This window comes from Dietzia sp. SL131 (assembly GCF_026672565.1).
Taxonomy (GTDB): Bacteria; Actinomycetota; Actinomycetes; order Mycobacteriales; family Mycobacteriaceae; genus Dietzia; species Dietzia kunjamensis.
The window spans coordinates 235775-249411 of the sequence record NZ_JAPPRI010000003.1; the positions used below are offsets into that span (position 1 = coordinate 235775).

Sequence of the window (13637 nt, forward strand, 5' to 3'; positions counted from 1 at the left end):
TCACTCGCTCTTTCCTGCGGCGCCGGCGATGGCCGCCCGGTCGTCGTCGGTCAGCGGTCGCAGTCCTGAGGCCATGGCCACGTCCTGTTCCCAGAAGGCGCGAAGGTTCACGAGCCGGCCTTGGGAGTCGACGCGGTAGTCCACGGCGATGTCGATCTCCATGATGCTGGAGCCGATGTGGGTGCGCATTGTGCCGATGCAGAGGAGTTCGTCGCCCGCAGCGATCCCGCGGTCGAACCGGAACTCGATGTGATCCGGGGTGGCCACGGCCTTCTCCCAGAACTCCAGGAGCCTCTCCGTGCCGGTGTGGCCGATGCCCTCGGCGTCGAACATCGACGGACCCACGGGATCCTCGATGGTGCCCTCGGGGTTCCACCCGGCGATCCAGGCGTCGCGGTCGCCGGTGTTGGTCGCGGCCCACGAGCGGCGCGCGGCGGCGTAGGCGGGACTCGCCAGCGCTGCGTCGCTCATCTCGAGCGGGCGGTACTGCCCGTCGTCGTCCAGATAGGGGTTGCTCATGAGTGACGCTCCGGACGGTCGGTCCCCACTACCCACATGGAGAAGTACTGGGATCCACCGCCGTACGCGTGGCCCAGGGCCTTGCGTGCGCCGGGGACCTGGTGCTCGTCCGCTCGATTCATCACCTGGCGGGCGGCCTCGGCGAACCGGAGCATGCCGGACGCGCCGATGGGGTTCGAGCACAGCACGCCGCCGGACGGGTTGACCGGCAGGGAGCCGTCGCGCGCGGTGGCGCCGGACTCGGTCATGCGCCACCCCTCGCCCTCCGCGCAGAACCCGAGGTTCTCCAGCCACATGGGTTCGAACCAGGAGAACGGCACGTAGATCTCGGCCGCGTCGATCTCCTCGGCCGGGTTGGTGATCCCGGCCTCGGCCCACAGAGCGGCGGCGGCGTCGCGGCCGGCCTGCGGGCTGCGGTAGTTGCGGTAGGCGAAGGGCCCGGGCTCGGTGCGAAGCGCGGTGGCGTGGACCCACGCGACCTGTCGGCCGGCGGACTCCACGGCCTCGGCCGCCTCGGCATCGCCGATGACGATCGCGCACGCGCCGTCGGAGGAGGGGCAGGTCTCGTCGAACCGGATGGGGTCCCACAGCATCTGTCCCTGTAGCACCTTGTCGACCGTGATGTCGGGCTGCTTGAGGTGGGCGTGCGGGTTGACCGAGCCGTTGAGGCGGTCCTTGACCGCGACCATCGCGCCCACGTGCTCGGGCGCCCCGGTGGTGCGGATGTAGGAGCGCACGTGGGGGGCGAAGTAACCGCCCGCGCCGGCCCCGACGGGCGCGGTGAACGGTACGGGCAGGCTGAGTGCCCACATGGCGTTGGACTCGGACTGCTTCTCCCACGCCACGGCGAGGACCCGGCGGTAGCGGCCGGACTGGACGTGTGACGCGGCGACGACAGCGGTCGAGCCGCCGACGGACCCGGCCGTGTGGACGCGCAGCAGCGGTTTGCCGACGGCGCCGAGAGCGTCGGCCATCATCAACTCGGGCATCATGACGCCCTCGAACAGGTCGGGGGCCTTGCCGACGATCACGGCGTCGATGTCGTCCCAGCCGACCCCGGCGTCGATCATGGCGGCATCGATGGCCTCGCGGCAGAGCCCGGCCATGGAGATGTCGGTGCGGCGGGCGACGTGGTGGGTCTGGCCGGTCCCGAGGACGGCAGCGGGCAGACCGGAGCCGTGGGTTCCGGATGCGGGGGCGCTCATGCGGTGCGTCCTTCCAGGAGGCAGATGAGGTTCTGCTGCAGCAGGTGGCCGCTGGTGGCGTGGGCGAGTGCGCGCTCGGAGCGGCCCTCCCAGATGCTGTGCGCGGCGTAGCCGATGCGCTCGAGGCCCGCGCTGAACAGCGGGTCGGCCAGCAGCGAGCCGCCGGACGGGGTCACGGCGACGTCGTCGGAGATGCCCAGCGCGCCGCGCAGGAGGAGCTCCTGGTGGGTGTACTGGGTGTGCAGTTCGGCCACAGAGACGCCGCCCAGGTCGGGGCGGTCACCGGACGAGCCGGACGCACGGACGGCGGCGGCCCGTGCGGACGGGGAGTCGGTGAGGTCGCGGGCGCCGAACTCGGCGGAGTCGGCGATGTGTTCCATCCCGGTGATGTACGCCGGGGTGTCGACCAGCTCACGGGCCCGGTCGGCGGAGGCGAGGATGATGGCGCCGGCGCCATCGGTGACGGGAGGGCAGTCGTGCTGACGCAGCGGGTCGGCCACGTACGGCTCGGCGAGAAGGTCCGTCTCGTCGCGGCCGGTGGCGCGGGCGGCGACGGCGGCCATCTCGGCCTCGGACCACCGGCCGGCGTCGATGCCGGCGCGGGCCTGCAGTGCGGCGACGTGGTGCCGGCCGGGCCACAGCGGGGCGACGGTGTAGGGGTCGAGTTGCAGCGCCAGGGCGGTGTCGAGGTCGGTGCTGGCCGAGGCCTTGCCGAACCCGTAGACGAGGGCCGTGTCGGCCTGGCCGGAGGCGATCTTGAGGTAGGCCTCGAAGAACGCCCACGCGGCGTCCATCTCGACGTGCGACTCGGAGATCGGGGGGACCGCGCCGATGGAGTCGACGGCGGAGATGAACGAGAAGGCGCGGCCGGCCAGGTAGTCGGACGAGCCGGAGCACCAGAAGTCGATGTCGGTGCGGTCCAGTCCGGTCTGCCGGTAGCACTCGGCGAAGACGGGGGCGAGCATCTCGACACCGTTGGTGGTGCCGAAGGTGGACTCGGTGTGGCGGGCGTGGGCGAATCCGACGACGGCCACGTCCCGGGGAGCGTTGGGGGTCACGGGTGGTGTCCTCTACAGGTGATCGGCATAGGTGTCGGGATCGGCGTCGGGATCGCCGGTGGGCTCGAAGTGGGCGATGGCCTTCATCGAGGCGGGCCGTTCGGACTCGGGCGTCCACACGGCGCGCACGCGCATCCCCATCCGCACCTCGGACGCCTCGCAGCCCAGCACCAGGTGCTGGATGGGGACGTCGGAGCCGTCGAGCAGGATGTAGGCGGTGACGTACGGGGGGTTGATCTCCTGGCCGGCGAACGGCACGTTGACGATGCCGAACGTGGTCACCGTGCCGATGTCGGAGACCTCCACGTACTCGCCCATGGCGATCCCGTCGGACGGGCAGTAGTCGCGGGGCGGGACGTAGACCTCGGGCCCGTTGGAGCGGCGGCGTCCCAGCAGCCGGCCCTGGACGATCGCGCGGAGGAACTCGCTCTCGGCGGGGCTGGCGGTGTGGGTCACCGAGACGCCGATCGGGGTGACGACCATGGTGACGGCATCCTCGCCGGAGGTCTGCGGGGCCTCGTCGTCGTCGCCCTGGTTGTCTCCCTGGTCGGTGCCCTGGGCGTCGGCGGGGACCACGCACGCGATGTCGTGGATGGTCCCGGTCCGCTCGGCGGACCACTTCAGACGTACGCGCATCCCGGAGCTGACGGCCTCGGGGCCGTCGGCGACCAGGGGGAGGAGGACGGCGGTGTCCGCGCCGTCGAACCGGACCAGGGCCCAGGCGAACGGCGAGTCGTGTTTGTGGACGTCGGTGGGTTCGGGAACCCAGGTCCAGACGACGACGACGCCTTCGATCCCGGTCCCCGAGCCGATCTCCACGAATTCGGACAGGGCCTGTCTCGTGTGCGGGTCGAACTCCACCGGGGGCAGGTGCACGGCGCCGGCGGAGTCGCGGACTCCCACGAGGCGGCCGTCGCGCAGGCCGGTGAAGAACGCGCCGAGGACCGGTCCGGTCGAGCGCGTGTAGTCGAAGGCCGGGGATAGTGAGGCCGACAGGACGGTCTCTTCCGGCGGGGTGATGTCGACAACGATCTCTCTGGATGTCACGCCGCAATTAGAACACGTTCCACCGACAGTTGTGCGACTTTCCGTGTGCTCGTGACCGCCCGTGGGCGGCGTGGGTCACACTGGGCCTCATGAAATTCGCCTTGCAACTCGGATACTGGGGCGCCCAGCCGCCCACCAATCACGCCGACCTCGTGGTGGCCGCGGACAAGGCGGGCTTCGACACCGTCTTCACCGCCGAGGCCTGGGGTTCGGACGCCTTCACCCCGCTGGCCTGGTACGGATCGCTGACCGAGCGCATCCGCCTGTCCACGGCGGTCGTGCAGCTCTCCGCCCGCACGCCCACCGCCACCGCGATGAGCACCATGACGCTGGATCATCTGTCCGGCGGCCGGTTCTGCCTGGGGCTCGGAGTCTCCGGCCCGCAGGTGGTGGAGGGCTGGTACGGGCAGCCGTTCGCCAAGCCGCTCGCGCGCACCCGGGAGTGCATCGACATCATCCGCAAGGTGTTGCGCCGCGAGGCGCCCGTGACCTCCGACGGACCCGCCTACGCGCTGCCCTACGAGGGTTCGGACGCCTCCGGACTGGGCAAGCCGCTCAAGTCGATCCTGCACCCGCTGCGCGAGGACGTGCCCATCTGGCTGGGCGCCGAGGGGCCCAAGAACGTCGCACTCGCGGCGGAGGTCGCCGACGGCTGGCTCGGTTTCCTGGCCTCGCCCAAGTCCGCCGCCCAGTACAACTCGTGGCTCGACGAGGGCTTCGCCCGTCCCGGTGCCCGCCGGACCCGCGAGGACTTCGAGGTGGCCTTCCTGTGCCAGCTCCACGTCACCGACGACCGGCGCGGAGTGATCGACTCCTGCAAGCCGTTCACCGCCCTCTACGCCGGTGGTATGGGTGCGGAGGAGAAGAACTTCCACGCCGAGGCGTTCCGACGGATGGGGTTCGCCGAGGACGTCGAGCGCATCACCGAGCTGTTCCGCTCCGGGCGCAAGGAGGAGGCCGCCGCCGCGGTGCCGGACGAGATGGTGGAGGCCACGGCGATCATCGGCGACGAGGCTTCGGTGCGGGAGCAGATCGCCGAGTGGGAGGCCGCGGGCATCACGATGCTCGTGGTGACCGCGCGCACGGTCGAGCAGGTTGAACAGATCGGCCGTCTCATCGGCTGAGGTCCGCCCGCGCTCAGTCGGGCTTGTCGGCCTTCCGGAGCTGGCCGTCGGGGCCGAAGGTGGCCGTGCCGAGGTCTTTGCCATCGTTTAGCGACACCGCATACTCGGGCTCGCCGAGCGGGTCTGCAAACACGCTGATGTGGCTCAGTTTCGCGCCGGACATGTCGAGTTCTCCCGGTGCGGACTCGACCGTCTGCTCGAGCACCGCCGAGTCGATGTCCGCGATCCGGAAGGTGGTCGACTCGGTGCGGGAGTGGAAGCCCGACTGCGTCCACTCGCCACCGCGGAAGATGAAGCTCAGCCGCTTCCCGGGCTCGGCCGGGTCCTCGTACATCGCGCCGGCGCTGGTGCCGTGAATGCTGAACGTGTCCAGGTCAAGGCCTGCGAACTCGGTCTTGGCCGAGTCGATCACGCGCTCCATCCCCTCTGCGGTGAGGAGCGGACCGGGGTCGGAGGCCTGCTCCGTGGTCATGGAGTTCGAGGGGGAGTTCGAGACTGAGGCGGCGATAACCCCGCCGGCTATCGCCAGGACCGCCACCGCGATGCCGATTCCGATGGCCCAGCCGCGGTTCGCATGGCTGCGGTTGCGGCGGGCATCCCACCCGGTGCGTGCGGAGCCGGCGGATGCTTTGTTGTTGTCGTGGTCGTCATCCCGACCCAGTCCCAGGTCGTCGTCACCACCACGCAGGTCGACCACGAGCGGGCGTAGCTCGTCGATGTACTTGGCCTTGGTGGCGGTCCGGATGCGCTCGAAATGCTCAAAATGGTCGAGCTGGCCTGCCCCAAAGGCCTCGTCGAGGGCCTGCTGGACGGCCGTGCGCTGGGCGTCGGAGGCGCGGTGTCGATGCTTCGCCATGTGCGAGAGCGTAGCCGCCGCGCCCGGTCAGGCCATCTGGGAGGCGCGGATGGTCGCGTCGACCGCCATGAAGAAAGGCCGCCACTAAGATAGAACAGGTTCTACTATGGGGTGCATGAGTGCACCCTCGCCTTCCGTTCCCGCCGACGCCGGAGTCCTGGACCCGCGAAACGGTGAGCACGTCACCAGCGTCTACCGCATTGCCGAGGCCGAGCCCGACCGCGTCGCGGTGATCGAGGGCGGATCCGCCGACGCCCCCGGCCGCCAGGTGACCTTCGGCCAGCTCGCCGACGCCGCCCACGGTTATGCCCGGGGCCTGCAGGCGCTGGGGCTCGAGGCCGGTGACTGCATCGTCCTGTTGGCGCCCAACTCGATCGAGTTCCTCGAGGTCTACTACGCGGCCATCGAGATCGGCCTCTACATCGCCCCGGCGAACTGGCACCTGACCGGGCCGGAGGTGGCCTACATCCTGGAGAACTCGGGCTCGACGGTGTTCATCGCCGACGAGCGGTTCGCCGACGTCGCGGCCGCCGCCGCCGACGAGGCGGGCCTCGACCCCGCCCGCTGCTACGCGATCGGAGACGTCCCCGGATTCCGTCCGCTCACCGAGCTCACGGCCCCGGCGCAGGGGGAGGACCCCTTGCCGTCGTCGAGGACCCTCGGCGCGCCGATGCTCTACACCTCCGGCACCACCGGGCGCCCGAAGGGCGTGCGGCGCCCCCTCACCGGCGGCTCGCCGGATCAGGTGACGGTCCCCAATTACTACTTCTTCGCCGGCTTCAACATCCAGGCGCCGGACAACGTCCACATCTGCGGCTCGCCGCTCTACCACACGGCCGTGCTCAATTTCGTCACCATCTCGCTCAATCTGGGCCAGGCGGTGGTGCTCATGGACAAGTGGACGCCCGAGGAGATGCTGCGCCTCATCGACGCCCACGGCGTCACCCAGTCGCACATGGTGCCGACCCAGTTCTCGCGTCTGCTGGAGCTGCCGGAGGACGTGCGCGCGAAGTACGACGTGTCGAGCCTGCGCACGATCGTCCACGGTGCAGCGCCGTGCCCCAAGCACGTCAAGCAGGCCATGCTCGACTGGTGGGGCCCCGTACTCACCGAGTACTACGCCGGCACCGAGGGTGGCGGCTGCACCATCACCGGCGAGGAATGGCTGCGCAAGCCCGGCAGCGTGGGCCGGCCGTGGAAGACCACCACCCTGAAGATCCTCGACGACGACGGGGGTGAGCTGCCCACCGGCGAGATCGGCAACGTGTACCTGCAGATGCACGGGTCGAAGTTCGAGTACCACCAGGACAAGGAGAAGACCGCGAAGACCTACGTGGGCGAGCTGTTCACGATGGGCGACATCGGGTACGTCGATTCCGACGGTTACCTGTTCCTGTGCGACCGCAAGAACGACATGATCATCTCCGGCGGCGTGAACATCTACCCGGCAGAGATCGAGTCGGAGATGACCCGCCACGAGGCGGTCCGCGACGCCGCCGTGTTCGGTATCCCGCACAAGGACTGGGGTGAGGAGGTCAAGGCCGTCATCGAACTGGCCGAGGGCTACCCCGAGTCCGACGAGCTCAAGGCACACATCCTCGAGGACCTGTCCGGTCGGCTGGCGAAGTTCAAGATGCCGCGGTCGATCGATGTGGTGGACGAGCTGCCCCGCCAGGCCAACGGGAAACTGATGAAGCGCACGCTGAAGGATCCGTACTGGGCGGACGCGAAGTAGGTCTGGGCAGGGGCGGGCCCTCGTCGTCGTCGGATCCCCGACGCGGGGCGAGAACGCGTTCTACCCTGGACGCATGACCAGAACCCCCACCGCGCGCGATCTCACGCTCGCGCAGATCCTCGAGCGGCAACAACAGGCGTTCCTCGCCGATCCCCAGCCGGGCGTGAAGATCCGCCGGGACCGGATCCTGCGCCTCAAACGCCTCGTCCTGGACAACGCCGCCGACCTCACCGAGGCGATGCGCGAGGACTACGGCTCCCGGCCGGAGACCTTCTCCACCCTCACCGACATCGCCTCCTCCATCCCCGACCTGGACCACCAGCGCGGCAACATCAAGAAGTGGATGCGCCCCACGCGCGTGTCCCGAGCCCTGGAGGCGGTGGGCTTCACCCAACAGGTCCGACACGACCCCAAGGGGGTCGTCGGCATCATCGGACCGTGGAACTTCCCGCTGTACCTCACGATCGTGCCCGCCGGTTCCGCCCTCGGCGCCGGCAACCGGGTGATGATCCGGCCGTCCTCGGTCACCGCGCACACCACCGAGGCCCTGTGCCGGCTGGCACCGGAGTATTTCGCCGTCGACGAACTCGCGATCGCCGGACCCGAACACGGCCGTGGTTCGGACTTCTCGGTCCTGCCCTTCGACCACCTGTTCTTCACCGGCTCGCCCGGGGTCGGCAAGTCCGTCGCCAAGGACGCCGCGGAGAACCTCACCCCCGTCACCCTCGAACTGGGCGGCAAGAACCCGGTCCTAGTCGACACCAGCGCCGACATCGATCGGGCTGCGCGCAGCATCGCGTCCTCCCGCCTCGTCAACGGCGGTCAGGTGTGCATGTGCCCGGATTACGTGTTCGTCCCCGAGGACCGACTGGACGCGTTCTGCGACACCGTGCTCGACCAGTGGCGCACCAGCCTGCCCGCGATCGTCGGAAACCCCGAGTACACGGCGACCGTCAACACCTCGAACTACGAGCGGATCGTCGGCCTGATCGACGACGCCGTGGGGAAGGGCGCCGACAAACGCGACGCCGCGCCGGCCGGCGAACGGCTGCCCGACCCGGTCGGCCGCAAGATCGCGCCCACCCTGCTCACCGGCGTGACCCCGGACATGGAGATCGACTCCGAGGAGGTGTTCGGCCCCGTCCTCACGGTATTCGGCTACAGGGGCCTCGACGAGGCGATCCGCTACGTCAACGACCGGCCCAGCCCGCTCGTCCTGTACTGGTACGGGGACCGAAACGACCGCTTCGAGACCGTCGCCGACCGCACCCGCTCCGGCAACATCTACGGCAACGACTTCGGGATCGGCATGGCCTCGTCCGCCATCCCGTTCGGCGGCGTCGGCAACTCGGGGATGGGCGGTTACCACGGCCACTACGGCTTCCGGACGTTCACCCACGAGCGGGCGGTGGCGCACCACTCGTTCGCCTACAACGTCTCGGAGATGATGGTGCCGCCGTTCACCAAGGACAAGCAGCGGATGGCCTCGGGATACCTGAGGGCGATGCAGGTACGGACACGGCTCAAGCTGTAGTCGTCGCCCGGCTGCGGGCCTGCCGTGAGGCCCGCAGCCGGACCGGTCACTCTCCCCGGAACTCGGGCTTGCGCTTCTCGGCGAACGCCCGCGGGCCCTCCTTCGCGTCGGCGGAGGCGAAGACCCGCCCGCCCACCTCGGCGTCGACGCGGAAGGCCTCCTCCTCGTGCATGCCCTCGGTGCGGCGGATGGTCTCGATCATCCCCCGGACCGCCAGCGGGCCGTTCGCGGCGATGAGGTCGGCGATCTCCAGGGCCTTGTCGAGGGCCGATCCGTCGTCGACCACGTGGCCGATGAGCCCGACACGCTCGGCCTCCTCCGCGGTGAGGTGGCGGCCCGTCATGAGGACCTCCATCGCGACGGTGTACGGGATCTGGCGCACGAGTCGGACCGCCGAACCACCGAGCGGGTACAGGCCCCACCGCGCCTCGGAGACTCCGAACTTCGCGGACCGTCCGGCGACGCGGATGTCGGTGCCCTGCAGGATCTCGGTCCCGCCCGCGATGGCCGGCCCCTCGACCGCGGCGATGAGCGGCTTGCTCAGTCGACGGCCCTTGAGCAGGGCCGGGAGCGTCGTGAGATCCCAGCCGCCGCCGGCGAACTTGTCCCCCGGGGCGTCGGAGTTCATGGCCTTGAGGTCGGCGCCCGCGCAGAAGAACCCGCCGGCGCCTGTGAGGATGCACGCCCGGATGTCGGGGTCGGAGTCCACCAGGTCCCAGGCGGCCTCCATGCCCCGCATCATCGGCCCCGACAGGGCGTTCCTGGCCTCGGGGCGGTTCATGGTGACGATCAGGACGTGCCCACGCCGCTCGGTGAGCAGGTGCTGGTCCTCGGGCGTCGCGACGCTGGTCATCTGGGGCCTCCTGGAGGATTTCTTTATGCCGGGTTCGATGTAACCCACACCACGGGAAGGTAACACGTTCTAGTTTGGGGGCATGGCGTACACCATCGGAGATCTCGTAGAACACAGCGTGGACCGTGTCCCCGACCGGCTCGTGCTCGTCCAGGGTGATCGTGAGCTCAGCTTCCGGGAGTTCGAGGACCGTGCCAACCGACTCGCCCACCACCTGCAGTCGGTGGGGGTGGGGCCCGACGACAAGGTCGCGGTGTACAGCCGCAACACCATCGAGGCCGTCGAGGCCATGGTGGCGATCTTCAAGATCCGCGCGGTCATGGTCAACGTGAATTTCCGCTACGTCCCTGCCGAGCTCGAGTACCTCCTCGACAACTCCGACGCCGTCGCGGTGATCCACGAGCGGCGGTACTCGCAGACCCTGGCCGAGGCCCTGCCCAGGACCCCGGGGGTCCGGCACTGCCTGGTGTTCGAGGACGGGACCGACGGACCGGACCCGGTGGTCCCCGAGAGCGTCTCCGTGGCGCACTACGAGGACGCCCTGGCGGCGCAGTCCCCGGAGCGGGACTTCGGCGAGCGCTCGAACGACGACATCTACATGCTGTACACGGGTGGCACCACGGGGTCGCCGAAGGGCGTCATGTGGCGCCAGGAGGACGTGTTCATGGTCCTGGGCGGTGGCATCGACTTCCTCACGGGGGAGCGGGTCGCCGACGAATGGGAGCTGGCGAACAAGGCCGTCGACGGCGGGGTGCTGGTCCGGGCCGCGCTACCGCCGCTCATCCACGGCGGTGCCCAGTGGGCGATCCTCATGGCCCTGTTCGCCGGTCACACGAGTGTGCTCATCCCGGAATTCGACGCGGAGACGGTCTGGCAGACGGTCACCGACCGCAAGATCAACCTGATGTTCATCACCGGTGACGCGATGGCGCGACCGATGATCGAGGCCTGGGACGCGGAGAAGTACGACCCCTCGTCGCTCTTCTACATCGGGTCCTCGGCCGCGCTCTTCTCGCCCTCGGTCAAGGACCAGTTCATCGAGGCGTTCCCCAACGCGATGATCTCGGACTCCATCGGGTCGTCGGAGACGGGCTTCTCGGGCATCGCACTGGCGGAGAAGGGGAAGACCCACACCGGCGGTCCGCGCGTGAAGATCGACGGCGAGACCACGGTCCTCGACGACGACGGCAACGAGATCCGGCCCGGGTCGGATGTCATCGGCAAGGTGGCCCGGACCGGCCATATCCCGCTGGGGTACTACAAGGACGAGGCCAAGACCGCGGCGACGTTCAAGACATACAACGGCAAGCGCTACTCCATCCCCGGCGACGACGCCCGGGTCGAGTCCGACGGCACCGTCACGATGCTCGGCCGCGGCTCGGTGTCGATCAACACCGGCGGCGAGAAGGTGCACCCGGAGGAGGTCGAGGCGGCCCTCAAGACGCACCCCGACGTGTTCGACGCGCTGGTGATCGGCGTCCCCGACGAGCGGATGGGGCAGAAGGTCGCCGCCGTTCTGCACACCCGGGACGGCAAGTGCCCGCCCATCGAGGAGATCAACGAGCACGCGCGCACGGAGATCGCCCGCTACAAGTGCCCGCGCGCGGTCTGGGTCGAGAACTCGGTCAAGCGCAATCCCGCGGGCAAGCCCGACTACCGGTGGGCCGCGGACATCGCCGCGTCCCGCCCCGCAGACGACAGCCAGGAGATCAGCAAGTGAGCATTCGCACTTCCCTCACGGAGGAGTTCGGGATCGAGTACCCGGTCTTCGCGTTCACCCCGTCCAAGGCCGTCGCGGCCGCCGTGACCCGTGCCGGCGGCATGGGCGTGCTCGGGTGTGTCCGGTACAACGATGCCGCGGAACTCGACGAGGTCCTCACCTGGATGGACGAGAACACCGACGGCAAGCCCTACGGTGTGGACATCGTCATGCCCAACAAGGTCCCCACCGAGGGGAGCCCGGAGGACATCGCCGCGATGATCCCCGAGGAGCACAAGTCGTTCGTTTCCCGTGTCCTCGACGACCTCGGCGTCCCGCCGCTCGGCGATGACGCCGAGCACAACGCAGGCGTTATCGGGTGGCTGCACTCGGTGGCCCAGTCGCATGTGGAGATGTCCCTCAAGCACCGGCCGGTGCTCATCGCCAACGCCCTGGGCTCGCCGCCGAAGCACATCATCGACCTCGCCCACGAGAACGGGATGAAGGTCGCCGCCCTCGCCGGCGCCACCAAGCACGCCCTGGCCCACGTCGACAACGGCGTGGACATCGTGATCGCCCAGGGCGGCGAGGCGGGAGGTCACACCGGCGACGTCGCGACGATGGTGCTGGTCCCCGAGATCGTCAAGGCCCTCGACGGCCGGGCCCCGGTGCTGGCCGCCGGTGGCATCGGCGACGGGACCCAGGTCGCGTCCGTGATCGGGATGGGCGCGCAGGGCGCCTGGATGGGATCGCGCTGGCTCACGGCCGCCGAGTACGCCGAGGACGGCGGGTCGCAGGCCATGCAGAAGGCGCTCGTGGCCGCGACCAGCCGCGACACCGTCCGCACGCGCATCTACTCGGGCAAGCCCGCGCGGCTGCTCAAGAGCAAGTGGACCGAGGCGTGGGCCGCCGCCGACGCGCCGGACCCGCTGCCCATGCCGCTGCAGAACATCCTCGTCGCGGAGGCCCACCAGCGGATCTCCGAGGCGCAGGATCCCGAGGTCGTCGCCATGCCCGCCGGCCAGATCATCGGCTCCCTCGAGGGTGTGGTGCCCGTGGCCGAGACGATGGCGCAGATCGTCGCCGAGTACGAGGCCGCCGTCGAGCGGCTGCGCGCGACCCTGGCCTGAGCGGACGGGCCCGTCTCGCCGTCATCGGCCAGATCCGCTACTCCGATTCCGGATCCGCCAGCCCAATTCGGGTAGCGGATCCGGAATCGGGATAGCGGATTCTCGGCCGTCAGGTCGTCAGCAGGTCATCAGCTGGTCAGGACGAACAGCAGCATCGCGGCCCAGTGGCAGGCGAACGCGATCACGGTGCACGTGTGGAACACCTCGTGGAAGCCGAAGACGCCGGGGGCCGGGTCGGGTCGCTTGAGGCCGTAGACGACCGCGCCGCCGGTGTAGGCGACGCCACCGACCATCACCAGGATGACGGCGGCGAGGTTGGCGGTGATGAGGTCGCCGGCGAACCACACCGCGGTCCAGCCGAGGCCGATGTAGAGGACGACGTACAGCCAGCGCGGCGCCGACAACCAGAACAGGCGGAACAGGATCCCCAGCAGAGCCCCCGACCACACGAGCGTCAACAGGATCTGGGTGGTCGGGGGCTCCAGTGCCGCCACCGTCATGGGGGTGTACGTGCCAGCGATGAGCAGGAAGATGTTGGAGTGGTCGAGCCGGCGCATCAGGGCCGCGGCGCGTGGCCCCCAGTTCACCCGGTGGTACAGGGCCGAGATCCCGAACAGCAGGGTCGAGGTCGCCAGGAACACGGCGCAGGCCCAGGTCAGCGCGGTGCCCTCGGCGAGGACGGTGAGCACGACGCCCAGCGCGATCGCCACGGGCAGGGTGCCGGCGTGGATCCACCCCCGCAGCAGCGGTTTGGGCGGGACGGGCGCGGAGATACCGAAGTCGTCATCGGCGGCGACGGCATCGGCGTTGATGCCGTCGCCGGCGGAATGCTGCAGGTCGGGGTTCACGGCGTGGTCCACACGCCAAACCTACCGAC

The 13637-nt window shown here is 69.6% G+C and carries 12 protein-coding genes; 5 read left to right on the top strand and 7 right to left on the bottom strand.

The genetic code is table 11. The features are described 5' to 3' along the window. Genes OVA21_RS01780 through OVA21_RS01795 form a run of 4 tightly spaced genes read right to left on the bottom strand, consistent with a single transcriptional unit; the run spans window position 1 to window position 3829 of the window. A complete protein-coding gene (locus OVA21_RS01780) occupies window positions 1-519 on the bottom strand; it encodes a nuclear transport factor 2 family protein (RefSeq protein ID WP_268091647.1) in 519 nt (172 codons plus the stop codon). Beyond that, on the bottom strand, window positions 516-1724 hold the full coding sequence (locus OVA21_RS01785; RefSeq protein ID WP_268091648.1) for a thiolase domain-containing protein: 1209 nt from the start codon (window positions 1722-1724) through the stop codon (window positions 516-518). The genes OVA21_RS01780 and OVA21_RS01785 overlap by 4 nt, the downstream gene beginning before the upstream one ends. Continuing rightward, on the bottom strand, window positions 1721-2782 hold the full coding sequence (locus OVA21_RS01790; RefSeq protein WP_206473824.1) for a thiolase domain-containing protein: 1062 nt from the start codon (window positions 2780-2782) through the stop codon (window positions 1721-1723). The genes OVA21_RS01785 and OVA21_RS01790 overlap by 4 nt, the downstream gene beginning before the upstream one ends. Window positions 2783-2794: 12 nt before the next feature. After that, complete coding sequence (locus tag OVA21_RS01795; RefSeq protein WP_268091649.1) at window positions 2795-3829, bottom strand: Zn-ribbon domain-containing OB-fold protein; 1035 nt, start codon at window positions 3827-3829, stop codon at window positions 2795-2797. An 89-nt stretch (window positions 3830-3918) separates the two neighbouring features. Here OVA21_RS01795 and OVA21_RS01800 point away from each other — a divergent pair, with 89 nt between their 5' ends. Continuing rightward, window positions 3919-4953: an LLM class F420-dependent oxidoreductase gene (locus tag OVA21_RS01800; RefSeq protein WP_268091650.1), complete on the top strand. Its 1035-nt coding sequence runs from the start codon at window positions 3919-3921 to the stop codon at window positions 4951-4953. Window positions 4954-4966: 13 nt separating this feature from the next. Here the strand turns inward: OVA21_RS01800 and OVA21_RS01805 are convergent, their stop codons facing one another. Next, window positions 4967-5809, bottom strand: coding sequence for a DUF1707 SHOCT-like domain-containing protein (locus OVA21_RS01805; protein WP_120284532.1), 843 nt, complete (start codon window positions 5807-5809; stop codon window positions 4967-4969). Window positions 5810-5924: 115 nt separating this feature from the next. Between OVA21_RS01805 and OVA21_RS01810 the strand changes: the two genes are divergently transcribed. Both OVA21_RS01810 and OVA21_RS01815 read left to right on the top strand, forming a co-directional pair. Continuing rightward, window positions 5925-7544, top strand: a complete 1620-nt coding sequence (locus OVA21_RS01810) for an acyl-CoA synthetase (RefSeq protein ID WP_268091651.1) — start codon at window positions 5925-5927, stop codon at window positions 7542-7544. Window positions 7545-7617: 73 nt separating this feature from the next. Next, on the top strand, window positions 7618-9078 hold the full coding sequence (locus OVA21_RS01815) for an aldehyde dehydrogenase family protein (protein WP_268091652.1): 1461 nt from the start codon (window positions 7618-7620) through the stop codon (window positions 9076-9078). Between the two features lie 46 nt (window positions 9079-9124). Here the strand turns inward: OVA21_RS01815 and OVA21_RS01820 are convergent, their stop codons facing one another. Then, window positions 9125-9931 carry a crotonase/enoyl-CoA hydratase family protein gene (locus tag OVA21_RS01820; protein WP_268091653.1) on the bottom strand — a complete coding sequence of 269 codons (807 nt, stop codon included), beginning with the start codon at window positions 9929-9931 and terminating at the stop codon, window positions 9125-9127. Between the two features lie 82 nt (window positions 9932-10013). Here OVA21_RS01820 and OVA21_RS01825 point away from each other — a divergent pair, with 82 nt between their 5' ends. Together OVA21_RS01825 and OVA21_RS01830 are read left to right on the top strand one after the other, a co-directional pair. Continuing rightward, window positions 10014-11651, top strand: a complete 1638-nt coding sequence (locus OVA21_RS01825; RefSeq protein WP_268091654.1) for an acyl-CoA synthetase — start codon at window positions 10014-10016, stop codon at window positions 11649-11651. A gap of 2 nt (window positions 11652-11653) precedes the next feature. After that, window positions 11654-12760, top strand: a complete 1107-nt coding sequence (locus OVA21_RS01830) for an NAD(P)H-dependent flavin oxidoreductase (RefSeq protein WP_173674834.1) — start codon at window positions 11654-11656, stop codon at window positions 12758-12760. Window positions 12761-12888: 128 nt separating this feature from the next. On the opposite strand, the gene trhA is transcribed toward OVA21_RS01830, so the two are convergent. Beyond that, complete coding sequence (trhA, locus tag OVA21_RS01835) at window positions 12889-13620, bottom strand: PAQR family membrane homeostasis protein TrhA (protein WP_268091655.1); 732 nt, start codon at window positions 13618-13620, stop codon at window positions 12889-12891. Between the last annotated feature and the right edge of the window lie 17 nt (window positions 13621-13637).